At 66.8% G+C, this 24,968-nt stretch carries 16 protein-coding genes; 11 read left to right on the top strand and 5 right to left on the bottom strand.

Going from position 1 to position 24,968, the window contains the following annotated elements; all coding sequences use genetic code 11:
- Positions 1-122: 122 nt before the first annotated feature.
- The gene (locus ACVOME_RS14475) at positions 123-2,555 is read right to left on the bottom strand and encodes a TonB-dependent receptor plug domain-containing protein (RefSeq protein ID WP_481505211.1); all 2,433 of its coding nucleotides are present in this window, start codon (positions 2,553-2,555) and stop codon (positions 123-125) included.
- Between the two features lie 215 nt (positions 2,556-2,770).
- On the opposite strand from ACVOME_RS14475, the gene ACVOME_RS14470 reads away from it, so the two are divergent.
- The 4 genes from ACVOME_RS14470 (at position 2,771) to ACVOME_RS14455 (ending at position 8,254) form a co-directional block, all read left to right on the top strand.
- Positions 2,771-3,253, top strand: coding sequence for a DUF3574 domain-containing protein (locus ACVOME_RS14470; protein ID WP_053517005.1), 483 nt, complete (start codon positions 2,771-2,773; stop codon positions 3,251-3,253).
- 36 nt (positions 3,254-3,289) lie between these two features.
- Complete coding sequence (locus tag ACVOME_RS14465) at positions 3,290-4,141, top strand: XAC2610-related protein (RefSeq protein ID WP_111186745.1); 852 nt, start codon at positions 3,290-3,292, stop codon at positions 4,139-4,141.
- 109 nt (positions 4,142-4,250) lie between these two features.
- On the top strand, positions 4,251-5,969 hold the full coding sequence (locus tag ACVOME_RS14460; protein ID WP_481505210.1) for a thiamine pyrophosphate-dependent enzyme: 1,719 nt from the start codon (positions 4,251-4,253) through the stop codon (positions 5,967-5,969).
- A gap of 674 nt (positions 5,970-6,643) precedes the next feature.
- Positions 6,644-8,254 carry a SulP family inorganic anion transporter gene (locus ACVOME_RS14455; RefSeq protein ID WP_111187260.1) on the top strand — a complete coding sequence of 537 codons (1,611 nt, stop codon included), beginning with the start codon at positions 6,644-6,646 and terminating at the stop codon, positions 8,252-8,254.
- 26 nt (positions 8,255-8,280) lie between these two features.
- Here ACVOME_RS14455 and ACVOME_RS14450 read toward each other — a convergent pair whose 3' ends face one another.
- Positions 8,281-8,991, bottom strand: coding sequence for a glutathione S-transferase (locus ACVOME_RS14450; protein ID WP_065174750.1), 711 nt, complete (start codon positions 8,989-8,991; stop codon positions 8,281-8,283).
- Positions 8,992-9,162: 171 nt separating this feature from the next.
- Here ACVOME_RS14450 and ACVOME_RS14445 point away from each other — a divergent pair, with 171 nt between their 5' ends.
- The 3 genes from ACVOME_RS14445 (at position 9,163) to ACVOME_RS14435 (ending at position 14,199) form a co-directional block, all read left to right on the top strand.
- Positions 9,163-9,984 (top strand): DUF3014 domain-containing protein, encoded by an 822-nt coding sequence (locus ACVOME_RS14445; protein WP_481505209.1) that lies wholly within the window; start codon positions 9,163-9,165, stop codon positions 9,982-9,984.
- Positions 9,985-10,175: 191 nt separating this feature from the next.
- Complete coding sequence (gene clpB, locus ACVOME_RS14440; RefSeq protein WP_065174752.1) at positions 10,176-12,761, top strand: ATP-dependent chaperone ClpB; 2,586 nt, start codon at positions 10,176-10,178, stop codon at positions 12,759-12,761.
- A gap of 151 nt (positions 12,762-12,912) precedes the next feature.
- A complete protein-coding gene (locus ACVOME_RS14435) occupies positions 12,913-14,199 on the top strand; it encodes an O-acetylhomoserine aminocarboxypropyltransferase/cysteine synthase family protein (RefSeq protein ID WP_065182586.1) in 1,287 nt (428 codons plus the stop codon).
- A gap of 181 nt (positions 14,200-14,380) precedes the next feature.
- Here the strand turns inward: ACVOME_RS14435 and ybaL are convergent, their stop codons facing one another.
- Together ybaL and ACVOME_RS14425 are read right to left on the bottom strand one after the other, a co-directional pair.
- Complete coding sequence (ybaL, locus tag ACVOME_RS14430) at positions 14,381-16,078, bottom strand: YbaL family putative K(+) efflux transporter (protein WP_053519386.1); 1,698 nt, start codon at positions 16,076-16,078, stop codon at positions 14,381-14,383.
- 179 nt (positions 16,079-16,257) lie between these two features.
- Complete coding sequence (locus tag ACVOME_RS14425) at positions 16,258-18,645, bottom strand: TonB-dependent receptor plug domain-containing protein (protein WP_074899615.1); 2,388 nt, start codon at positions 18,643-18,645, stop codon at positions 16,258-16,260.
- A 335-nt stretch (positions 18,646-18,980) separates the two neighbouring features.
- Here ACVOME_RS14425 and ACVOME_RS14420 point away from each other — a divergent pair, with 335 nt between their 5' ends.
- Positions 18,981-20,846, top strand: a complete 1,866-nt coding sequence (locus tag ACVOME_RS14420; RefSeq protein ID WP_053519381.1) for an ABC-F family ATP-binding cassette domain-containing protein — start codon at positions 18,981-18,983, stop codon at positions 20,844-20,846.
- Positions 20,847-20,928: 82 nt separating this feature from the next.
- Here ACVOME_RS14420 and ampR read toward each other — a convergent pair whose 3' ends face one another.
- Entirely contained in the window at positions 20,929-21,792 is an 864-nt protein-coding gene (ampR, locus tag ACVOME_RS14415) for a LysR family transcriptional regulator AmpR (protein WP_053519379.1), read from the bottom strand.
- 176 nt (positions 21,793-21,968) lie between these two features.
- On the opposite strand from ampR, the gene blaL2 reads away from it, so the two are divergent.
- The 3 genes from blaL2 (at position 21,969) to ACVOME_RS14400 (ending at position 24,875) form a co-directional block, all read left to right on the top strand.
- Positions 21,969-22,880, top strand: coding sequence for a L2 family extended-spectrum class A beta-lactamase (gene blaL2, locus ACVOME_RS14410; RefSeq protein WP_461289550.1), 912 nt, complete (start codon positions 21,969-21,971; stop codon positions 22,878-22,880).
- Positions 22,881-22,964: 84 nt separating this feature from the next.
- Complete coding sequence (locus ACVOME_RS14405) at positions 22,965-24,179, top strand: cation:proton antiporter (protein ID WP_481505208.1); 1,215 nt, start codon at positions 22,965-22,967, stop codon at positions 24,177-24,179.
- A 48-nt stretch (positions 24,180-24,227) separates the two neighbouring features.
- Positions 24,228-24,875: a hypothetical protein gene (locus ACVOME_RS14400; RefSeq protein WP_053519373.1), complete on the top strand. Its 648-nt coding sequence runs from the start codon at positions 24,228-24,230 to the stop codon at positions 24,873-24,875.
- Positions 24,876-24,968: the final 93 nt, after the last annotated feature.

Genomic DNA, 24,968 nt, shown 5'->3' with positions numbered 1-24,968 from the left:
GCTCTTGCGGCGTCTGGGGGGTTTGGGTGGGTTGTTGTTTTGGGGCGCATCTCGGGCTGTTGCCGGGGGGGGTGTTGGGGGCCCGGGGGGCCCCCACCACCGCAGACACGCGTCAGCCGCGGTCAGAACGTGTAACGGACGCGGCCGTAGTAGTAGGCGCCGTTGCTGCCGATCGGCGAAAGCACGTCGTAGGGCAGATTGCCGAAGTAATGGATGTCCTCATTGGATCGATCCGGGTAGTTGTCGGTCAGATTCTGTCCGCCGATGGCCACGCTCCATCGGGCGCTGATGCGATACTCCACTTCTGCATCCAGCTGCCATTCGGCCTGGTAGGTCTGGCGCGGAATGTAACCGTCACCGAAGTTGAAGACACGGGTGACGCTGCCATAACGGTTCACCCGGCTGCTGAGTGACCAGCGGTCATTGCTCCATGCTGCAGAGACGCTGCCGCGCGTGCGCGGGGTGGCGTCGGTCAGCGTGTTGGTCTCTTCGATGCCGAACAGCACATAGTCCGGATCGAGCGCCTGCAGTTGTGCAGGGGTGGCCAGCACGTTCTTCAGCGTGGTCTTGGTGTAGGCGTAAGTGCCGGTCAGCAGCAGTTGGCCGTTGCCCAGCGCCTGCCGCCAGTTGCTGACCAGTTCGGCGCCACGGGTACGTGTATCGGCGGCATTGACGAAGAAGCTGGCGCTCTGCAGGCCACTGACGCCGTAGTTGGCGGCGACATAATCGGTCAGCGCATCGCCGGTGATGCTTTCGGACAGCGCGATGCGGTCATCGATGTCGATCTGGAAGAAGTCCAGCGACAGGTCGAAGTGCTCGCCGATGCGGCTGGTGAAGCCCAGCGACGTGTTGATCGACTTTTCGGGCTTGAGGTCCTGCGCGCCCAGGCCGCGGGCAATCGGATTGTTGACCGACAGCAGCCGGCCCTGCACCAGCTGGCCGCCGGCGTTGTAGCCAGTGGAGGTCGACTCGTAGCCGATCTGTGCCAGGGACGGGGCGCGGAAGTTGTTGGAGATCGCGCCACGCAGGGCGAAGGCCGGGGTGAACTGGTAACGCAGGCCGAGCTTGCCGGTCAGTTCGCCGCCGAAATCATCGCTGTGCTCGTAGCGCGCAGCCAGGTCGCTGGAGAAGTGATCGCCGAACTGGCTGGACAGGCTGGCATAGGCGCTGGTCACATCGCGCGACAGGGTGGCGGCATCCTGCGGCGTGAGGCCGCCGCCGGCCTGCGAGCCGGTGGGACGGTCGGTAAACGGGCCGGCCGCATAGCTGGCGGGGTCGCCGGGACGGGTCTGGTAGCGCTCATGGCGCGCTTCCGCGCCCAGGCCAAGCGTATGGCTGATGCTGTCGCTCTGGGTGAACACACGGCTCAGGTCCAGGTTGCCGACGGTCTGAGCGTACTCATAATCAGCCGTCTTGAAGCGTGTCGGGCTGGCCGGGCCCAATGAGGCGTTGAGCGAATCACGCAGGCGATAGGTGAAATCGTTCTGGCCATGGTCCAGGCTGCCGTCGTAGCTCCACTCACCCCATTGGCCGCGCACACCGGCGACCGACTGCACGTCGCGGTTCTCGCCTTCGGAGACCGGCCGGTAACCGTTCGGATAGACCTCCTTCCAGTTGGCCTCGCCGTCCGGGTAGCGGAAATAGTTCGCGCCTTCGGTGTCACGCTGGTTGAAGGTGCCGAACGCATAGAAGGTGGAGGTCTGGCCGACCGGGATTTCAGTGTTGAGCCACAGGTTGATGTCCTTGCTCTCACCATCGCCCAGCACGTAGTTGCGCTTGCCCTGCAGTGCCAGGTTGTCCGGGGTCTGGTCCCACGGTGGAATCTGGTCGAAGCCGGCGCGGTTGGTCCCGTTGCGGTGCTTGTACTCCAGGCCGACGCGCAGGAAGCCACCGTCCTCACCCAGCGAGGTGCCCACTTTGGCGCTGATGTTGCCGGCCTGCCCATCGGTAAGGGTGCGGCCGATCGGCTTCAGATCGGTGTGGTTGGCACCGTAGCTGGCTTCGATCTCACCGCCATCGCCACCATTGTCGAGGATCACATTGATGACACCTGCCACGGCGTCGGAGCCATACAGCGCGCCGGCACCGTCGCGAAGCACTTCGATGCGCTTGATCGCGCTGACAGGGATGGCATTGAAGTCGACCGGCGTGGTGCCCTTGCCGATCTTGCTGTCGGTGTTGACCAGGGCGGTGTGGTGGCGGCGCTTGCCGTTGATCAGCACCAGTACCTGATCCGGCGACAGGCCGCGCAGCTGCGCGGCGCGGACGTGGTCGGCGCCACCGGAATTGGACTGGCGCGGGAAGTTGAACGACGGCAACAGCGCCTGCAGCGCACTGCCGAGTTCGCCGTTGACCACGCCGGCCTTGCGGATGTCCTCGGCGGTAAGCACATCCACCGGCGAGGTGGATTCGAGCACCGTGCGGTCGGCGGCACGGGTGCCGGTGACGATCACGGTGTCGAGGTTGGTGGCGTCCTGGGCCAGGGCCGGGGCGATGGGGGAGAGCGCAAGGGCAATGGCGAGGCCGAGCGGCGACGCGGGCAGGCGGGCGGACATGGGGGCTCCAGCAACAACGACGACGGGGAAGGGGGGAGATAGTTTCAATTACATCCATCCGGATGAAGCGATATATTATCTTCGCGTGATGACCGGTGCTGATGCAAGCCCCTGCCGGTCCGGCATGAGCTGATGCCCTGTTGGCATCAGCACGCCGGGCCGGTGGCGCTGTACGCTGCCGGCTCGCACTGTCCCCCTTCCCCGGAGCTGTACCGATGAAACACCTTGGCCTTGCCTTCGCTGTTCTGCTTGCCGCCAGTGGCTGCGCCAGCCTCTCCTCGCAGGCGCCCAGCGCCTACGCTACGGCCACGACCGCTGAACTGAAGGGGGATGCCGCACGCCCGTCCGCTGGCCAGGGCTGGGTGCGCAGCGAGCTGTACTTCGGGGTGGGCGAGGAGCAGGGCGCCGGCAACCGACCGCAGGCCGACACCATCAGCGAGGCGCAGTGGCGGACCTTCCTGGACAAGGAAGTGACCCCGCGCTTCCCCGATGGCCTGACCGTGTTCGATGCCTACGGCCAGTGGTTGTTCCGGGGTGACGCTGCGCCGAACCGCCTGCGCACCAAGGTACTGGTGGTGCTGCACGAAGACAGCCCGCAGCGTCGTGCCGACATCGAAGCCATCCGCCTGGCGTGGAAGCAGCAGACCGGGCACCAGTCGGTGCTGTGGTCGCGGCAGGCCGTTGACGTATCGTTCTGACCGGGAGGCGCCGCCCTGGCGCCGCAGGCAACGACGATGAGACACAGGGACACCGTGATTGGCCTGCTGGCGGGCCTGCTGGTACCGCTGGCGCACGCTGCTGACAGCGATGCGTCGCTGCGCTTCGAGGCGGCACCTGGCATTGGCGTGCAGGCTGAGGTGGCGGAGGACGGCAGCATTGCCGTGCAGCTGCTGCCCTCTGGCAAGCGGCTGAGCCTGCCGGGTGCCCCGGACGTCGACGGCAATTCGCGGTTGTCAGCCGAGGATGTTGATTTCGATGGGCGCCCGGAGCTGGTTGCGCGGGCGTCGGTCGGCATGGTCAATGAAGCGGTGGCGGTGTATCGCTACGATCCGACCAGCGGTGGTTTCCGCGCGCTGCAGGCCGAAACCCATGGGCGTGACAACTGCGGCGGCCTGATGGGGCTCACCGTTGATGCCGCCACGCGCACGTTGACCAGCAGCTGCCGCAGCGGCCCGATGTGGTACACGGACCAGTACCGGTTTGCAGGCGCGAAACTCTATCTGTATCGCGCCGAGCGCGTCTTGATGCTGGGCGATACCCTGAACGCCGCACTGCGGTGGGTGCCGGCCGACGAGCAGGGCCCGTCGGCGGTCTGGCGCACCTTTGATCCCACCGGTCGTGTGCTGGAGAGCGCGATCGCTGATGGCCTGGGCGCACCGCCCGACGGCCCGCTGCGCAGCCAGCAGGCCACCGTGGTGCCGGCGCGCCTGTTCCTGTTCGACCGGCCCGGTGCGCCCAGCACCCAGCGTTACCTGCTGCAGGGCGACCGCGTGGAACTGCTGGATGAACACGAGGGTTGGCTGAAGGTGCGGTATCGCAACCCGAAGAGCGGCGCGGTGGTGGGCTGGATCAACGTCAACGATTGACCCGATATCGCTCTGCAGTTTGCCTGTCGAGGCGATGCGTGGCTTGCCCACGGAGGCATCACTTCGTCGGGTCTAGCCTCGGACGTTCCCCCGTTCGAGGATGCATCCGATGAGCAAGCGCGTTGCCGAGATCGTTGTCGATACCCTGCAGCAGGCGGGTGTCCGCCGCTGTTATGGCATCGTCGGCGACACGTTGAACCACGTCACCGATGCACTGCATCGCAGCGAAATCGAATGGGTGCATGTGCGCCACGAAGAGGTGGCCGCCTTCGCCGCCGGCGCCGACTCGCTGGTGAGCGGCGAGCTGACGGCCTGTGCCGGCTCCTGCGGTCCCGGCGGCCTGCATTTCATCAATGGCATCTTTGAAAGCAACCGCAACCGCGCACCGATGGTGCTGATCGCCAGCCAGGTGGTGACCAGCGAACTGGGCATGGAATTCCCCCAGGAAGTGGATTTCAAGGCGGTCTATGGCAGCTGCACGGTGTTCTGCGAGCAGGTGCACAGCCCGGCGCAGGCACGACGCGTGGTCGCCCTGGCCTGCCAGGCGGCGATCAGCCGCCGCGGCGTGGCGGTGGTGATCCTGCCGGCCGACATCAGCCAGGCCGAGGTGAAGCACGATGTGCCGTTCTCGGTGCACTACGCCCAGCCGGTGCTGCGCCCGTCGGATGGCGAGCTGCAGCGCATCGCCGGGTTGCTGGGGCAGGGCAAGCGCATCGGCATCTATGCCGGTGCCGGTTGCCAGGGCGCCCATGCGCAGCTGCTGGGACTGGCCCTGCGCCTGCAGGCCCCGATCGCGCACACCTCGCGTGCCAAGGACTTCGTCGAGCCGGACAACCCGTACAACATGGGCATGACCGGCATCTTCGGCATCGAATCCGGGTTCCACACCCTGATGGAGTGCGACACGCTGCTGCTGCTCGGCGCCGATTTTGCCTGGGGGCAGTTCTATCCGGACAAGGCGACGATCATCCAGGTCGATCGCGATGGCAGCCATCTCGGTCGCCGCCATCCGGTGAACCTGGGCGTGGTGGGTGACATCGCACCGACGCTGGATGCACTGCTGCCGATGCTGCCACCCCGCGAGGACAGCACGTTCCTCGACGAGTGCATCGAGCGTCGCGACAAGGCGCTGGCCAAGCGTGAGCAGGAGGAGCAGCCGGGCGAGGGCGAACTGATCCATCCGCAGCACCTGACCGCGCTGCTGTCGAAATACGCCAGCGACGATGCGTTGTTCACCGCCGACGGTGGCTCGCCGATGGTGTGGGTGCTGCGGCATATCCGCGTCAATGGCCGTCGCCGCACGCTTACCAGTCTCCTGCACGGCACGATGGCCAATGCGATGCCGCAGGCGCTGGGCCTGCAGAAGGCGTTCCCGGGCCGGCAGGTGATCTCGCTGTCGGGCGATGGTGGCCTGGCGATGCTGCTGGGCGATCTGCTGACCGCCGTGCAGGAGAAGCTGCCGATCAAGGTGGTGGTGTTCAACAACGGTTCGTTGAACTTCGTGGAGCTGGAGCAGAAGGTGGAAGGGCTGCTGGACAACTACACCGATCTGAAGAATCCGGATTTCGGCCGTCTGGCCGAGGTGATCGGTTTCCATGGCCGCACGGTCACCCGCAGCGAGGACCTGGAGGAGGCCGTACAGGACTTCCTCGCCCAGCGCGGTCCGGCATTGCTGGACGTGCATACCAGCCGGGCGGAGCTGGTGATGCCGCCGCAGATCGAGGCCAAACAGGTGGCGGGTACGGCCCTGTATGCGGCCAAGGCGGTGTTGAATGGCCGCTTCGACGACGTGAAGCATCTGCTGGTGGACAACTTCCTGAAGAAGTGAGGGTTGGGGTTTTATGCAGGGCTGCGCCCTGCACCTGCTACGAGCCAGAGCCAGAGCAGAAGCGGGTTATCTGGGGGATGGCGGGGGGGGGGGGGGTTGGGGGGGGGGGCGCGACACCCCCCAGGGGGGGGGGGGGGGCGGGCGCAAGCCCCCCCCCCCCCCCCCCCCACCCCGCCTTCGACAGATTCCTGTGATCTGTCGGAATGGCATGGCTGTTGCCTGATGGGTGTCGACCTTGGTCGACACGGTAGATCCACGCCATGCGTGGATGAACGAAGGAGTGATCGGGATGATCTTCTGTAGCCGAGCCATGCTCGGCTCAGAGGCTTCGCGTATGGCAGCCGAGCATGCGCTCGGCGCTACAACGAGAGCCTGCCTTTGCTTTTGATCTTTTGATTCTCTTCCGTGGCTGGCACACGCGGGAAACTGTCAGGGGCCGGGGGGGGGGGGGGGGGGGGGGGGGGGGGCGTGGGGGGGGGGGGCTCGGCCCTGTGGGTGGGGCTGCGGCGGCCCCCGGGGCCGCCCCCCCGGCTGGGGCCAGCCCGGGAATCTGCGATTTGCGTCCAGCCACGAGGGGCCCTGCCGTTGGCTGGAACCCATCATTCCACCGTGGAATTGGCGCGCCGGCCCCGCTGGGCCTACCATCGGCGCTCCCCACCCCCATCGCCCCTTCCATGTCCGCTCCCGCTTCCGCCGCACCGCGTCGCTGGTTCGTCGCCGGTGACTTCAATGGCTTCTTCGGCCTGGTCGTCGACAACCTCTCCATCCTCGGCTTCATCGCCATGGCGTTGGTCGGCATCTTCCAGTTTCCCGCCGACGTGGTGTTCGGCCGAATGTTTCCCGGTACCGCCTTTGGCGTGCTGATCGGCAATCTGCTGTACACGCTGATGGCGCGCCGGTTGGCGGCACGCACAGGGCGTGATGACGTCACCGCGATGCCGCTGGGGCTGGATGCACCCACCAGCATCGGCATGGCGTTGCTGGTGCTCGGTCCGGCGTTCGTCGCGTTCAAGCAGCAGGGCATGGACCCGCATGCCGCCGGCATTGCGACCTGGCAGCTGGGCATGGCGGCGCTGGTCATCATGGGCGCGCTCAAGCTGGTGCTCTCCTTCTTCGGCGAAGCCGTCACCCGCGCGCTGCCGCGTGCAGCGTTGCTCGGCTCTATCGCCGGCATCGCGCTTGTACTGATGGGCCTGCTGCCGTTGCTGGAAACCCTGCGTTCGCCACTGGTCGGCTTCACCACGTTGGGCCTGCTGCTGTATGTGCTGATCGCCAAGGGCCGGCTGCCGGTGCGTGGCCCGGGTGTGCTGCTGGCATTCGTGTTCGGCACCGTCCTGTACTACGGCCTCGGTCTGGCGGGACTGGGGGCCCCCGGCTTCCACGTGCCGGCGTGGACGCCGCCGCAGGTGGTGCTGCCGCTGCCGACGCTGGGCTTCCTGGACGGCCTGCCCACGGCAATGACCTACCTGCCGCTGCTGTTGCCGTTCGGCCTGCTGATGGTGGTCGGTGGCATCAACGTGTCCGAGAGCGCGCGCGCGGCCGGGGATGATTACCGCACCCGCGATATCCTGCTGGTGGAAGCGGTGGCCACGCTGGTGGCCGGTGTCTGCGGCGGTGTCGCGCAGACCACCCCCTACATCGGCCAGCCTGCATACAAGCACATGGGCGCACGCAGCGGGTACACGCTGCTGACGGGCCTGTTCGTCGGCATCGGCGGCATGCTGGGCATCATTTCCGGGCTGGTGCAGTGGCTGCCGCTGGCGGTGCTGGCGCCGATCATCGTGTACGTCGCCATCGACATCACCACCCAGGCCTTCCAGGCCACACCGCGACAGCACGCCGGAGCGATGGTGTTCGGCTTCCTGCCTTCGGTGGCCTACCTGCTGGCGATCAAAGCGCCGGGCTGGATCGCACCGGACCAGCTGCCGCAGCTGCTGACCAAGCTCGATGGACACGGCCTGCCGGAACTGGCCGTGATCTTCACTCTGGGCAACGGCTTCATCATCACCTCGATGCTGTGGATTTCCGCCGTGGCCGCGATGGTTGACGGCCGTCTGCGCCGTGCCTGCGGCTTCCTGCTGGTGGCGGCTGTGCTGACCCTGTTCGGCCTGATCCACTCGGTGGATCCGCGCGGCGGCATCTACCTGCCGTGGGACCTTGAAGGCCTGGCGCGTACCATCAGCTGGCAGTTTGCAGGGGCTTACGTGGCGCTGGCACTGCTGCTGGGGCTGTTGTCGCTGCAGAAGCAGGCGGTGAAGCCGCTGGGTGATCGCGCCGATCATTGACCGGTGACGCCGGGCATGGCCCGACGCTACCGCTCTCCGTCCAGCTCGGGGTAGTGGCGGAAGATGCCGTTGGTGTTGAACGCCAATCGCCGCTCCGACGCGAGATAGGCAGCGATGTTCGGTCGCTTCGCCACCCGCTCCTGCAGTGCCCGCAGCAGGGGCAGGCGCGGCGTGAGTGCCTGCATCCGGCGCGGGAACATGTAGTCCAGCCCGCTCATCAGCTGGAACAGCGACAGATCCACGTAGGAGTGCTCGCGCAGTGCATGGCGGCCACCGTTGGCCGCCAGCACCTGCTCGAAATAGCCGAGGAACTTCGGCAGCCGCTCGCTGCGCAATGACGCCGCACGTGCGTTGGCTTCGGTCTTCTGTTCCTCGTAGTACTTCGACGCGGCAATCGGATGGTGGGTGTCGTGTACTTCAGCCACCAGGTCGGCAATGGTCAGCTGCAACTGCAGCGCCTGCATGCGCCGCGCCGCGGCCTGCGGCACCAGATCCAGGGTCGGGCCGAGAAAATCCAGGATCGCTGCGACCTGCGCGATGACCTGTCGCCCCGCCTTGAGGAACGGGGGGGCGAACGGTTGCGCGCCCTCACTGTGGCCATCGAGAAAGGGCTGCATCACGGCGTCGCCATGTATCCGCGCCATGTCGATGTAGTCGGCGCCAGCGTCTTCCAAGGCCAATCGTACGAATTCGCCACGTCCCTGGATGCCGGTCCAGTAGTACAACGCGTAGTGCATGACACGGTCTCTCCACGACAAGATGCACAGCCTCGCGCAGCGCGCGCAAAGCAGGCGTGAGCGTGCCCTGCGTGCGGCGCCAACCCCAACGGCAGCGGAACACGCGGGGAACCCTCGGGAATCGAGAGGGTCACACCTTGTCCATGCAGATGAAAAACGAGGGACTGCATCATGCAGAGTGGAAAGGCGGTATGGCCCTGGGTGCTGGGTGTGGTGGTGATCGGTGGCGCGGGCGGTTGGCTGTTCCGCGATCAGCTCAAGAGCCTGGCGGACGGTGTCCCGGTGCCGGTGCAGTCGCCCCCCGCCAGTGCTGGCGCACCGCCACAACCGAAGGCGGCCGCAGAAACCGCACCGGCGCCGCCCGCCATCCAGCATCCGCTGGACACCGAAGCCGCGGCCGATCCCGCGCTGCCGGAACTGGCCGACAGCGATATCGCGGCCTGGAGCGCATTGAGCCAGCTGTTCCAGGGGGAGGCGCCGCTCACCCCGCTGCTGCGCGATCACCTGATCCAGCGCCTGGTGACCCAGGTCGACAATCTGGACAAGCCCAGTGTTCCGCCGACCGCATTGGCCGCGCGGCCTCTGCCGGGGAGCCTGCAGGTCGAGCCGGGCGAGGGCGGGGAACGCATCGCCGCCAGCAACGCCGCGCGCTATGCGCCCTATGTGCAGGCATTCACCGCGCTGGACCCGGCGGCAACGGCTACGGCGTACAAGCGCTTCTACCCGTTGATCCAGCAGGCCTATGTCGATCTTGGGCGGCCAGAGGGCTACTTCAATGATCGCCTGGTGGCGGTGATCGACCATCTGCTGGAGACCCCGGAGCCGCAGCAGGCGCCCCTCGTTCAACGCGATGAACGGGGCCGCTACCGCTTCGTGGATCCGGATCTGCAGGCGCGCTCGATTGGCCAGAAGGCCCTGCTGCGCATGGATGTGGCGCAATCGCGGGCGGTCAAGCAGCAGCTCCGGGCGATCCGCAGCGCGATCGCGCGCTGAGCGATCGCGGGCGCGGCCCGCCATGCGTACTGATCCGGATCAACGCGCCGACCACACCCGTTCCGGCATGCTGGCCCCAGGCTGACTGGCCCCGGGGTGCAGTCGCAGCCGCCCTTGAAACCGGGTGGTGCAACCGCATCTTTCCAGCATCGCCGGCACGGGCCGGCACTGACGACCGATGAGGATTCGCAATGCGGATGGACAAGCTCACCTCGCGTTTCCAGCAGGCGCTGGCGGACGCGCAGTCGTTGGCCGTGGGCCGCGACAACAGCATCATCGAACCGGTCCACGTGTTCAGCGCACTGCTGGACCAGCAGGGCGGCAGCACGCGCCCGCTGCTGGCGCAGGCCGGTGTCAATGTACCGGTGCTGCGCGAGCGCCTGGACGAGGCGCTGGACGCGCTGCCGAAGGTGTCCGGGCAGGCCGGCAACCTGTCGATCGGCAATGATCTCAACCGCCTGCTCAACCACACCGACAAGCTGGCCCAGCAGCACGGCGATGCCTTCATCGCCAGCGAGTGGTTCGTGCTGGCGGCGCTGGAGGATGGCGGCACGCTCGGCATGGCGCTGCGCGCCGCCGGTGCCGACAAGGCGCGCCTGCAGTCGGCGATCGACAAGCTGCGCGGCGGCGAGAACGTGCAGTCGGAGAACGCCGAAGAGCAGCGTCAGGCGCTGGAGAAGTACACCATCGACCTGACCGCGCGCGCCGAGAGCGGCAAGCTGGACCCGGTGATCGGCCGTGACGAGGAAATCCGCCGCACCATCCAGGTACTGCAGCGCCGGACCAAGAACAACCCCGTGCTGATCGGGGAGCCCGGCGTGGGCAAGACCGCGATCGTGGAAGGGCTGGCCCAGCGCATCATCAACGACGAAGTGCCTGAGGGCCTGCGCGGCAAGCGCGTGCTGTCACTGGACATGGGCGCGTTGATCGCCGGCGCCAAGTTCCGCGGTGAATTCGAGGAGCGACTGAAGGGCGTATTGAACGACCTGGCCAAGAACGAAGGGCAGATCATCCTGTTCATCGATGAGCTGCACACCATGGTCGGGGCCGGCAAGGCCGACGGTGCGATGGACGCCGGCAACATGCTGAAGCCGGCGCTGGCGCGCGGCGAGCTGCACTGCATCGGTGCCACCACGCTGGACGAGTACCGCAAGTACATCGAGAAGGATGCCGCACTGGAACGCCGCTTCCAGAAGGTATTCGTGGGCGAGCCTTCGGTGGAGGACACCATTGCCATCCTGCGTGGGCTGAAGGAGAAGTACGCCCTGCACCACGGCGTTGAGATCACCGACCCGGCGATCGTTGCTGCGGCCACGCTGTCCAACCGCTACATCACCGACCGCCAGCTGCCGGACAAGGCCATCGATCTGATGGACGAGGCCGCCTCGCGCCTGCGCATGGAGATCGACTCCAAGCCCGAGGAACTGGATCGGCTGGAGCGGCGCGTGATCCAGCTGAAGATCCAGCGCGAAATGCTGAAGAAGGAGAAGGACGATGCCTCGCGGCAGCGCCTTGCCGATCTGGAGAATGACATCGAGGTGCTGGAGCGCGAATTCTCCGACCTCAATGAAATCTGGAAGTCGGAGAAGGCCGCGCTGCAGGGCGCAACGAAGATCAAGGAGCAGGTGGAGCAGGCCAAGCTGGAGCTGGAAGCCGCGCAGCGCCGGCAGGATTTCGCCAGGATGAGCGAGATCCAGTATGGGCTGCTGCCCCAACTGGAAAAGCAGCTGGCGGCTGCCCAGGAAGCCGAGCACAAGGACTTCAAGCTGGTGCAGGACCGGGTGACCGATGAGGAGATCGCCGAGGTCGTGTCGCGCTGGACCGGCATCCCGGTGAACAAGATGCTCGAAGGAGAGCGCGACAAGCTGTTGCGGATGGAAGAGGTGCTGCACAACCGCGTGGTCGGCCAGGAAGAGGCGATCAAGGTGGTGTCCGACGCGGTGCGTCGCTCACGCGCGGGCCTGTCCGACCCGAACCGGCCTGCCGGCTCGTTCCTGTTCCTGGGCCCGACCGGCGTCGGCAAGACCGAACTGTGCAAGTCCCTGGCCGAATTCCTGTTCGACAGCGCCGACGCGATGATCCGCATCGACATGAGCGAGTTCATGGAGAAGCACAGCGTCGCCCGCCTGATCGGTGCGCCTCCGGGCTACGTCGGCTATGAGGAAGGGGGCTACCTGACCGAAGCCGTGCGTCGCCGTCCGTACTCGCTGATCCTGCTCGACGAGGTCGAGAAGGCGCATCCGGACGTGTTCAACATCCTGCTGCAGGTGCTGGACGATGGCCGCCTGACCGATGGCCAGGGCCGCACGGTGGACTTCCGCAATACCGTCATCGTGATGACCTCGAACCTGGGCTCGCACCAGATCCAGGACATGAGCGGTGACGACAGCCCGGAGGCCTACATGCAGATGAAGGCCGCGGTGATGGGGGTGGTGCAGGCGCACTTCCGTCCGGAGTTCATCAACCGCCTCGACGATATCGTGGTGTTTCACCCGCTGGACAAGCAGCAGATCAAGCAGATCGCGCGCATCCAGATGCGCGGGCTGGAGAAGCGGCTGGCCGAGCGCGGCCTGAAGCTGGTGGTGTCCGACGCCGCGTTCGACCTGCTGGGCAATGTGGGCTTCGATCCGGTATACGGCGCACGCCCGCTGAAGCGCGCGATCCAGTCGCAGCTGGAGAATCCGCTGGCACAGAAGATCCTGTCGGGCGCCTTCGCCAACGGTGACACCATCGAGGTCGGCAACGACGGCGGTCACCTGGTGTTCGCCAAGGCCTGATGTCGGCCGGGTTCCCGCCCATGGGGGCGGGAACCTGCGGGCTGCCGGGCAGGTCCTGATAACCACAGGTTACGGGCTCATCGCCAGCGGCTCTCAGCGTGCGCGGTGGGGTCGCCTATCGTGCAGGTTTCCCCGGATGGAACCTGACGCGATGAGTGATCCGCAGTGGCAACTGGAAACCCTGGCCGTGCACGGCGGCTACCGGCCCGACCCGACCACGCGCGCAGTGGCGGTGCCCATCTACCAGACCGTGGCCTACGCCTTCGATGACACCCAGCACGGCGCCGATCTGTTCGATCTGAAGGTGCAGGGCAACATCTATACCCGCATCATGAATCCCACCACCGACGTGCTGGAGCAACGTCTGGCCGCGCTGGAAGGCGGGATCGGTGCGCTGGCGCTGGCATCCGGGCAGGCTGCGATCACCTATGCGATCCAGACCATCGCCGAAGCAGGCGACAACATCGTCGCCGCCAGTGCGCTGTATGGCGGCAGCCTCAATCTGCTGGCGCATACGCTGCCGCAGTACGGCATCCAGGCGCGATTCGCCGATCCGGCCGATCCGTCAGCCTTTGCTCCCCTCATCGACAACCGAACCAAGGCGGTGTTCGTGGAGTCGATCGGCAATCCACGCGGGAATGTCACCGACATCGCCGCGATTGCCGAAGTCGCCCATGCCGCCGGCGTGCCCTTGATTGTCGACAACACGGTTGCCACGCCTTTCCTGCTGCGCCCATTCGAGCATGGCGCGGATATCGTGGTGCACTCGCTGACCAAGTACCTCGGCGGCCATGGCAACAGTCTGGGGGGAGCGATCATCGATTCGGGCCGCTTCGACTGGACGGCGCAGCCACAGCGTTTCGCCCGTCTCAACCAGCCGGACCCGAGCTATCACGGTGTGGTCTACACCGACGCCCTCGGCCCGGCCGCCTACATCGGCCGGGCGCGGGTGGTACCGCTGCGCAATACCGGCGCGGCACTGTCGCCGTTCAATGCGTTTCTCATCCTGCAGGGCATCGAGACCCTGGCCCTGCGCATGGAACGGATCAACGCCAACGCGCTGGCCGTGGCGCAGTATCTGAAGCAGCATCCCAAGGTGGCGTGGGTGCGCTATGCCGGCCTGCCGGATGACCCTGAGCATGCCGGCGCACAGCGTTACCTGCGTGGGCAGGGCTCGGGCGTGCTGACCTTCGGTCTCCCTGGCGGACGTGAGGCCGGTGCCCGCTTCCTGGACGCACTGAAGCTGTTCACGCGGCTGGTCAACCTGGGTGACGCCAAGTCGCTGGCCACCCATCCGGCATCCACCACCCATCGCCAGCTGGATGCCGATGAACTGGCCCGTGCCGGGGTCAGCGAAGACACGGTGCGGCTGTCGATCGGCATCGAGCACATCGGCGACCTGCAGGCCGACCTGCAGCAGGCGCTGGCCGGCGCCTGATAGCCAGGCGCTTGGTCGTCATCGCCAGTGGCGATCACCACCGCCGCCGCGATGCGCTACGGTGGAGCTGCCTCTCCAAGGCGTGGCACTGGTGTTACCTATCCCCGGTCGATGCGGGTCGACCGGGGATTTTTCATGGCAGCCGCCGGGCATGGCCCGGCGCTACGCCATCCGCCCTGCCTCACACCACCGGAATGCTGTGCTGGCCGAGATTCCGGTAGGGCGGGGTGGACATGATCATCTCCGCCAGCGAATAGGCCAGCTCGCGCTCGGCCATCACCGTGCCATCGGCGCCATGTTCCAGCAGGTGCTTCACTTCAGCATCGCTGTGTGCCCGTGCCAGCAGGGTCAGCTCGGGATTGATCGCGCGCAGTTTGGCCAGCGCTTCGCCGGCTTCCAGTGGCTGCGGAATGGCCAGGACGGCGATCTTGGCGCGCTCCGGGTGGGCCTCGGCCAGCACCCGGTCGGCCGCGGCGCTGCCACGGATCGCCGCGAGGCCACTGGCATGTGCACGCTCGACATGGTCCTTGTTGTCATCGATCACCAGCACCGGTACGCCGCGGTCGCGCAGCACCTGCGCCAGCTCGCTGCCGACGCGGCCGTAGCCGATCACGATGGCGTGGTCATGCAGGTCGCGCGAGGGCCCGGTGGCTTCTTCCGGCTCCGGCGCCTGCGGCAGCTGCTCCTGCTTCGCCTGCCAGCGGTCGAGCAGGCCGAACACCAGCGGGTTGAGCATGATCGACACCAGTGCACCGGCCAGCACCAGCGACTGTCCTTCCTTCGGCAGGATCTGCAGCGAGACACCGAGGCCGGCGATGATGAAGGCGAACTCACCGATCTGCGCCAGGCTGGCCGAGATGGTCAGCGCGGTGCTGCTCGGGTGGCCGAACGCACGCACAATGAAGAAGGCGGCGGCGGACTTGCCGAACATGATGATCAGCACCGTGGCCAGTACCTGCCACGGATGCTGCACGACGATGTTGGGGTCGAACAGCATGCCCACCGAAACGAAGAACAGCACCGCGAACGCATCGCGCAGCGGCAGCGAATCATGCGCCGCCTTGTGGCTCAGTTCCGATTCGTTGAGCAGCATCCCGGCGAAGAACGCGCCCAGCGCGAAGGACACGCCGAACAGCATGGCCGAACCGAAGGCCACGCCCAGTGCGATCGCCAGCACTGACAGGGTGAACAGCTCGCGCGAGCCGGTGCCGGCGATGCGTTCGAGGATCCAGGGAATGACCCGCCGACCGACCACCAGCATCACGGCCACGAACAGGCCAAGCTGCACGAACGTCCAGCCCAGATCGGCCAGCACGCTGCCGACGGTGTGGGTTTCCTTGGCCGCATCGGGGCCGAACACGCCGGCGAGCACCGGCATCATCACCAGTGCCAGTACGCAGGCCAGATCCTCCACGATCAGCCAGCCCACTGCGATCTTGCCGCGCATGGTCTCCAGCAGGCGGCGCTCTTCCATCGCCCGCAGCAGGACCACGGTACTGGCGGTGGCCAGCGAGAAGCCGAAGATCACCCCATGCAGTGTCGGCCAGCCCATCAACCACGCCACGCCCCAGCCGAGCAGGGTGGCCACTGCGATCTGGCCGATGGCACCCGGGATGGCGATGGCCTTGACCGCCATCAGGTCCTTCAGCGAGAAGTGCAGGCCGACGCCGAACATCAGCAGCATCACGCCCAGTTCGGCCAGCTGGTTGGCCAGCGCCTGGTCGGCGACGAACCCCGGGGTGAATGGCCCCACGCAGATGCCAGCAACCAGATACCCGACCAGGGGAGACAAACGCAGCTTGTTGGCCAGCGCGCCGAAGATGAAGGCGAGCCCCAGGCCAACGGCGACGATGTTGATCAGGTCGGTGTCATGGTGCATCGGCACTCGCAGGGTTCGGGGAGGGGGATGTCCCGATTTTCACCCAAGCGGCCAGATGCAGCAAACCCGGCAGGTGGAACGGATGGTTTGAGCAGTACAGGGCCGATCCCTTCTGCCGGAACAGAAGGGATGCAGGTTCCACCGCGCCGCCGGGCGTGGCCCGGCGTTACCGGTGCCGCTTACCAGGTGTACCGGATACGCCCGTACACATACGCGCCGTTGAAGCCGAACGGCGAGTAGTTGCTGTACGGCAGCATGCCGAAGGTCGAGTTCTGCAGGTCCGCCGTCCGGTCCGGATACTTGTCCAGCAGATTGTCCGCGCCGACGGTCAGGGTCCAGTTGCTGCTCGGCTTGTAGCTGGCCGAGGCATCCACTACCCAGGCATCACCGTAGGTCTGGTCACGCAGCGCGGTGGCCGAATTGCGCACGGTGAACTTGCCGTAGCGTGTGGCCGCCAGGCCCAGCTCCCAATGATCCGAGCGCCAGGTGCCGCTGAGGATCGCCTTGTCGCGCGGATAGCTGTCCTCGATGCGGCCGATCTCATCGCGGCCGATCAGCGACTGCGAGATACCCAGCGTCGGGAACACCGACGGAGACCCGTTCACCCGCTTCACTTCGGTTTCGTTGTAGCTGTAGGCCGCCGTCAGCTCCAGGCTGCTGGCACTGAAGGGCACGGTATAGCTGGAGACGAAGTCCACGCCCCGCGTGCGCGTGTCCAGTGCATTGGTGAAGTACGAGAAGGCCGTCACCTGCGGGAGGCCCAGCCCGCCCAGCAGCGCGGCTGCAGCCGGCGTGGTGGTGATGTTGGAGGACAGCGCGATGCGATCGTCAATGTCGATCTGGTACGCATCGATGGTCACGTACAGGCGGTCCACCGGCTGCAGCACCAGGCCCAGGCTGTAGCTGGTGGAGGTCTCGGCCTTCAGTGGCGAGGCGCCCAGCGCCTGTGCGGCCGGGCTGGTGGTGGGGAAAGTGCCGCGTTCGAAGAAGTCACCGTTGATGATGGTGCTGGTCACCGCCTGGTAGCCCTGCTGGCCCAGCGATGGCGCGCGGAAGCCACTGGACGCGGTGGCCCGCAGCGCGACCTTGTCGGTGAACGCGTAGCGTGCCGAAAGCTTGCCGGAGAAGCGGTCACCGAAGTCCGAATAGTCTTCGTAGCGCCCGGTGAGGCCGGCGGAGAACTTCTCGGTCAGGTCCGCTTCCAGGCCGGCGTAGACCGCATAGTTGTGGCGGTCGGTATGCACTTCATTGGTCGGGGTGAAGCCGGCGAAGCCCTGTGCGCCGCTGCCGGTGTACGAATTCAGCTCGCCCGGGTTCTGGTCCCACTTCTCCTTGCGGTACTCACCACCGAAGGACAGCGTCACCGGATAGGCCAGGCCCCAGTCCAGCGACTTGGTCAGGTCGGCATTGAAGATGTCCTGCTGGTACTTCAACGTGCCGTCGTAGAACGAGCTCGGGCTGGCCGTGCCCAGGCTGTAGTTGATGGTGTTGCGGGTGTGGAAATCCAGAGTGTTCTCGCCGTGGTTCAGGCTCAGGTCCCAGGTCCAGCCGCTGTCGGTGCTGCCCTTGACGCCGGCCACCAGCGAGCGGTCCTTGGAGTACTGGTTGATCTGCGGCACGAAGCCGTCGGGGTAGACCTGGGCCAGCAGGGCGCCCTGCCCACTGTGGTTGCGCGAGCGGTAGAACGCGAACGAGGTGATGTCGCGGTTGCTGAGCAGCGCGCTGGCGTAGCCGGTAACGCGGTCGCTGAAGTCGAAGCTGGCGTTGGCCGAGGCGGCGGTCGCATCCACGCGCGGATCGCCGACCACGAAGGTCGTCTCGCCGATGCCAGGGAAATTGCCGGTGTTCGGTGTGCTGCCCTGGTAAGGACCGGCGCGGTTGCTTTCATCCTGCTGGCTGATCTGCCCGGCCACGTGCAGGCGGCCACGGCCGCTGCCGAACTCCACGCCGGTATCGCCGGAGAGCTGGTACTTGTTGCCATCGCCGGCCGAATACTGGCCGTAGTCGACGGCCAGGCTGCCGCCGCTGCCGCTGCCCTTGAGCACGATGTTGATGACGCCGGCGATGGCGTCCGAGCCGTACTGCGCCGAAGCGCCGTCGCGCAGCACTTCAACGCGCTCGATGGCGGCGATCGGAATCGCATTGATGTCCACCGCCGACGAGCCGCGGCCGATGCTGCCGTTGACGTTGATCATGGCGGAGGTGTGGCGGCGCTTGCCGTTGACCAGCACCAGCACCTGGTCCGGTGACAGGCCACGCAGCTGCGCCGGTCGCACGCCGCTGGTGCCGTCGGTCAGGGCCGGGCGCGGGAAGTTCAGCGAGGGCAGGGCACGCGACAGCGCGGTGGCCAGTTCGCTGGTGCCGGTGGACTGCAGAACCTCAGGGGTGATGATGTCGATCGGGGACTGCGATTCGGCGACCGTGCGGTCGGCCACGCGGGTACCGGTGACGATCACGGTGTCCAGTGTGTTGGCGGCAGTACCGCTCTGCTGGGCGGCGGCGAGGAACGGAGAGCCACCGAGTGCGACAGCGACGGCGGCGGCGATCAGGCTGGTCTTGCGGGTCATCGGGACGGAACTCCGGTTGGCGGGGACGGCACCGGTATCGACATCACGAGGTGAAGCGGACGACGGTTGTTGCGGTGCGCAAAATAGGAATTAACGGGATATTCAGTGCCTGTCAAATGCCGGCCATCGGAAAAAACGTTGCAGCAGCAACCATTTAGCCGCGATGGGCATCATCATGAGAGGGGCCCGGGACACGTGCGGTGAGGACGTGGGAGAGAGGAAACGCCAGCCGCTGCGCATCCCGGGGCGCGTCAAGTATTCGTTAACGCTAGAATTGCGTCGCAGGAACAGTGCTTACCAGCACATTCCATCCGGTTATATGGACCCCTCCCCCGATGATTTCGCTTCGTAATTTCGCCTTGCGCCGCGGCGAGCGGCTGCTGTTGTCCAACGTCGACCTGACCCTGCATGCCGGTTACCGGGTGGGCGTGGTCGGCCGCAACGGTGCCGGCAAGTCCAGCCTGTTCGCGGCGGTGAAGGGCGAACTGGAGGCCGACAAGGGCGACGTCGACCTGCCCGGCAAGGTCCGCATTGCCAGCGTGGCCCAGGAAACCCCGTCGCTGCCGGATCCGGCGTTGAGCTTCGTGCTCGGTGGCGATACGGAAGTGGCCGCCGTGCTGGCCGAAGAGGCCGATGCGACCGCCCGTGAAGACTGGGAGGCGGTGGCCAATGCCCATACCCGGATGGCCGAGATGGGCGCCTATGACGCCGAAGCACGTGCCGGCAAGCTGCTGCACGGCCTCGGATTCCCGGCCGAGACCCACCACCGCGCGGTGTCCTCCTTCTCCGGTGGCTGGCGCGTGCGCCTGAACCTGGCCCGCGCGCTGATGATGCCCAGCGACCTGCTGCTGCTCGACGAACCGACCAACCACCTCGATCTGGATGCGGTGTACTGGCTGGAACAGTGGCTGCTGAAGTACCCCGGCACGCTGCTGCTGATCTCGCATGACCGCGAGTTCCTCGACAACGTTGCCACCCACACCCTGCACCTGCATGGGGGCGGCGCCAAGCTGTACCCGGGCGGCTACACCGATTTCGAGCGCCAACGTGCCGAGCAGCTGCGCCAGCAGCAGATCGCGCACGAGAAGGAACAGGCCGAGCGGGCCCACCTGCAGAGCTTCATCGACCGCTTCAAGGCGCAGGCCAGCAAGGCCGCGCAGGCGCAGAGCCGCATGAAGCGTCTGGCCAAGCTGGCCGGTACCGAGGCGGTGCGTGCCGAGCGCGAGTTCCGTATCGAGTTCGCACCGCCCGCCAAACTGCCGTTCTCGCTGATCCGCCTGAATCATGTCGAGGCGGGCTATGGCCAGGACGCCGTGATCCTGCACAACGTCGGCTTTGGTCTGGAAGCGGGACAGCGTATCGGCCTGCTCGGCCCCAACGGCGCCGGCAAGACCACCCTGGTGAAGACCCTGGTGGGCGAGCTGGCACCGATTGCCGGAGAGCGCATGGCCCATCCGGACCTGAAGATCGGCTACTTCGCACAGCACACGGTCGAGTCGCTGCACGAAGGCCAGTCGCCGATGGAGCATTTCCGCGAGATCGCGCCGGATGCGCCGAACCAGTCGTTCCGCGATTTTCTCGGCAAGTGGAATTTCCCGGGTGATCGTGCATTCGAGCCGGTCGATGGCTTCTCCGGTGGTGAGCGTGCGCGCCTGGCGCTGGCGCTGATCGCCTGGCAGCAGCCGAACGTGCTGCTGCTGGACGAACCGACCAACCACCTGGACCTGGAAATGCGCGAGGCGCTGGCCGAAGCGCTGGCAACCTTCGAAGGCGCGATCGTGATGGTCTCCCATGATCGCCACCTGATCGGCCTGGTCTGCGATACCTACTGGCGCGTGGCCGATGGCGTGGTCGAGCCGTTCGACGGAGATCTCGACGCCTACGCTGCGTGGCTGCGCACCCGTCCGCAGGCGCAGGGCACCAAGGCGCGCATGGAGCAGGTGGAAGAGCCGGTGGTGGTCAAGACCGCACCGGTTGCGCAGGTCGTGCAGAAGAAGCCTGTGAATCCGCACAAGCTGGCCGCGGCGGAAGCCAAGGTGGCCGAGCTGGAAGCCGGCCTGGCTGAACTGGACCGTCAACTGGCGGACCCGGCCAACTATGCCGACAGCACCCGCATGGCCGTGCTGGGCCGTGATCGCGAAACGGCCGCTGCGCAGCTGGAAAAGGCTGAAGCTGCCTGGATGGAGCTGCTGGAGTCCTGATGGAGGGCGCCGGGCCATGCCCGGTGGTGTTCCCGATGCACTGCGCTCGCCGGGCATGGCCCGGCGCTACCGCTCGCGCGCGTCAGCCCTGCGCCTGCAACCATTCCCGGAAGCGTCGTGCAGGCTCACGCTCGGCGCGTGAGCGCAGCCTCGTCAGCCAGTAGCGGCCCAGTTCCAGCGTCGTGGCGAACGGCTGCAGCAGCCGTCCTTCCGCCAGTTCCTGTTCGAACATGCGCAGCGGCAGCAGGGCCACGCCGGCCCCTCCGGCAGCGGCCATGGCCAAGGTCAGCGACGAATCGAATACCGGCCCGCGCGCCTCCACGCCGCTGACCCCGGCCGCCTGCAGCCAGCGCGGCCATTCGTCATTGCGATAGGAGCGCAGCAGCGGCAGCGTGCCCAGATCACGCGGCTGTTTCAGCCGGCGTGCCAGGGCGGGGGCGCACAGCGGTGCGAACGGCGCATCCAGGATCGCCGTGCAGGCCTGCCCCTGCCAGTCGCCCTCACCGAAGCGGATGGCCAGGTCCAGGCCTTCGCCGGCAAGATCGATGCGGTTGTTGTGCGTCTGCACGCGAAGCTCGATATCCGGATGCGTGGCCTCGAACGCGGCCAGGCGTGGCAGCAGCCAGCCGGTGGCGAAGGTACCCACCACGCCCAGCGTCAGCACTTCGCGGGCCGCTCCCCCCGTGTAGCGCGCGATGCTGGCCGAGATGCGCTCGAACGCTTCGTTGAGCACCGGGAACAGCGCGGCGCCTTCATCGGTGAGGGCGACGCCGCGAGGCAGGCGATGGAACAGGCGGATCCCCAGCCGGTCCTCCAGCCCCCGGATCTGATGGCTCAACGCGGCCTGGCTGACGCACAGCTCAAGCGCGGCGCGGGTGAAGTTCTGGTGGCGGGCCGCTGCTTCGAAGGCGCGCAGGGCGTTGAGCGGCAGAGTCGGATGCAGCATCGGAAAGCCGTGAGCTGAAATGATGACTGATCGTAGCGGGATCCGGACGGCTCGTGGAATCTCCGTTGAATGCCCTTCTTAGGCATGAATGAAATTGATGGCACGTGCTGAAAAAACGCGCTGGTCAGGCGCGGCGGGGGCTTTCGATAATCGGGTTCACTTTCCGGAGGTCCTGCATGTTGCCCCGTCGACGATTCCTTCAGTTCAGTACTTCAGCAGTGGTGTCTTCACTGGCTCTGCCGCTGATCGCCCGTGCTGCCGGCAGGGGCGTTGGCACGTCGGCGGCGGCCGGCGCGATCGCCGCCGCCACGGACTTTGCCGCCCTGGAAAAGGCCTGCGCGGGCCGGCTTGGCGTGACCGTGCTGGATACCGCCAGCGGTCGCCGCATCGGCCATCGCCAGGATGAGCGGTTCCCGCTGTGCAGCACGTTCAAGACGGTGCTGGCGGCCACGGTGCTGGACCAGTCACGGCGCGTGCCCGGGTTGCTGGACAGGCGCGTGCCGGTGCGCGAGGCCGACCTGCTCTCGCATGCGCCGGTGGCGCGCCGCCACGCCGGCAAGGATCTGACCGTACGCGACCTGTGCCGGGCAACGATCATCACCAGCGACAACACGGCGGCCAATCTGTTGTTCGACGTGGTGGGCGGGCCGCCCGCCGTGACGGCCTTCCTGCGCGCTCAGGGCGACAGCGTGACCCGCAGCGATCGTCTCGAGCCGGAACTGAACAGCTTCGCCGAGGGTGATCCACGTGACACCACCACGCCGGCGGCGATGGCCGCGACCCTGCAGCGGCTGGTGCTGGGCGATGCGCTGGCGCCGGGCGCGCGCCAGCAACTGGCCGACTGGCTGATCGACAACGAAACCGGCGATGCGTGCCTGCGCGCAGGGCTGGGCGCGCGCTGGCGGGTGGGCGACAAGACCGGCAGCAATGGCGAGGATGCACGCAATGACACCGCCGTGTTGTGGCCCATGGAGGGAGGGTCCCCCTGGGTGATTACGGCCTACCTGCAGGCTGCGGACATCAGCAACGATCAACGCGCCAGCGTGCTGGCGCAGGTTGGACGCATCGCGGACAGGCTGATCGGCTGACGCCCGCCAGTCTCCGGGCCGGGCTTGCTCCGAGGGTCGTGCGCGCGCATCCTGCGCGCGTTCGAAACCACACGGAAGTCCCCCATGAGCCATGAGTTGATCTACCTGCTGCTGATCTTCGCGCTGCTGGTGATCCCGCGCGCGCTGCAGCGCTTCAGCCTGCCCGCACCGCTTACCTGCCTGCTGTTCGGGATCATCGGCATGCTGTGGCTCGGGGACCAGGCCCACGACGCGGTGATCGGGCTGCTGGCCACGCTCGGCATCTCGTCCCTGTTCCTGTTCGCAGGTCTGGAGGTCGATCTGCAGGCGTTGCGCCGTGGCATGTGGCCCCTGCTGGCGCATCTTGTGGTGCGCAGCGCCACCCTGTTCGGTGTCGGCTGGCTGGCCTGGCGCTACGCCGGCCTGCCGTGGCAGGCCGCGGGCCTGCTGGCCCTGGCGCTGCTGACGCCCTCCACGGGTTTCATCATGGATTCGCTGTCGCGGCTGGGTCTGAGCGAGGACGAGCGGTTCTGGGTGACCAGCAAGGCCATCGCCGGTGAGCTGCTGGCGCTGGCGGCACTGTTCATCGTGCTGCAGGCCGGCGATCCCGGTCACATGGCCCTGTCCAGCCTGGCCCTGCTGGCGATGATGGTCGGCCTGCCGCTGCTGTTCATCGCGCTGGGTCGCTGGGTGGCGCCGCACGCGCCTGGTTCGGAGTTCTCGCTGCTGGTCATGGTCGGCATGGTCGCTGCCTACATCACCTACCTGCTGGGGGTGTATTACCTGGTGGGCGCCTTCATCGCAGGCCTGGTCGCACGGCTGCTGCACCAGCGCATGCCGCTGCTGGCCTCGCACGAGAACCTGCATGCACTGCGGCTGTTCGCATCGTTCTTCGTGCCGTTCTACTTCTTCAATGCCGGCACCAAGGTTCCCGCCGAGGCATTGAGCTTCGAAGCGCTGGGGCTGGGCATCGTGATCACCCTGGTGGTGCTGCCGCTGCGTATCGGCGTGGTCTGGCTGCAGCGCCGGCTGATGTTCGGTGAGAGTTTCCGCAGCAGTCTGTGCGTGTCGCTGGCGCTGGCGCCGACGCTGATCTTCACCCTGGTCCTGGCCGCGATCATGCGTGAGCGGTTCCAGATTCCGGCGGTGCTGTTCGGCGCATTGCTGCTGTACGCGGCGCTGACCACCCTGCTGCCCTCGCTGGTGTTCCGCACGCCCTTCGATGTCGACCCGGTCGAGCAGGAGCCGGACGGGGCGGGCGAGGCCGCACCCGTGGCGGCAACCGAGACCCTGGCGGAGGGCGTGGATACGGGGCGTTGAACGGGTGAACGGTTTGCGCAGGCCGGCCATGGTCGTTAGGGTTGGGGCATGAAACTGCCTGCCCTCGTCACTGCTTCTGCCGCCCTGCTCACGCTCGCAGCCTGCTCACAGCCCTCGCATACGGTCGCCCACGACGTGGCGACGGCCCCGGCCGACGCCTTCATGGCTGCGATCGCCGCCCACTGCGGCCAGGCGTATGAGGGCAAAGTGGTGGAGGACACGCCGGCACCGACCGGCAAGGACCCCTTCGCCGGGCAGCGGCTGGTCATGCACGTGCGGGGCTGTGCCGATCCCGGGCATGAGCTGCGCATCCCCTTCCATGTCGGCGATGATCATTCGCGGACCTGGGTCCTGACCCGCACCGAGAGCGGGCTGCGGCTCAAGCACGATCACCGGCATGCCGATGGCAGCCCTGATGCGATCACCCTGTATGGCGGCGACAGCCGTCCGCCGGGTACTGCTGAACGCCAGCAGTTCCCGGCCGATGCCGATTCGGTAGCCATGTTCCGCCGCGCCGACATGCTGGCGTCCACCCACAATGTGTGGGCGATGGAGATCGAGCCGGACCAGCGCTTCGTCTACGAGCTGACCCGTCCCGAAGGCCGCCGCTTCCGTGTGCAGTTCGATCTGAGCAAGCCGGTGGCGTTGCCGCCGGCACCGTGGGGCGACGAGGCTCCGCCGGCAACCGCGCCGTAGCGCTCCAATCGTGCCTGGCAGTGCCGGGCCATCCCCGGCGAGCGCGGCGGCGACGGTGCCGCCGTGCGCCCGCAGATTCGTTTCATCTTCCCG

This window comes from Stenotrophomonas sp. STEN008, assembly GCF_056760435.1.
The sequence above is the reverse complement of the archived record's forward strand: the minus strand, read 5'-3'. Positions and strand labels throughout refer to the sequence as shown.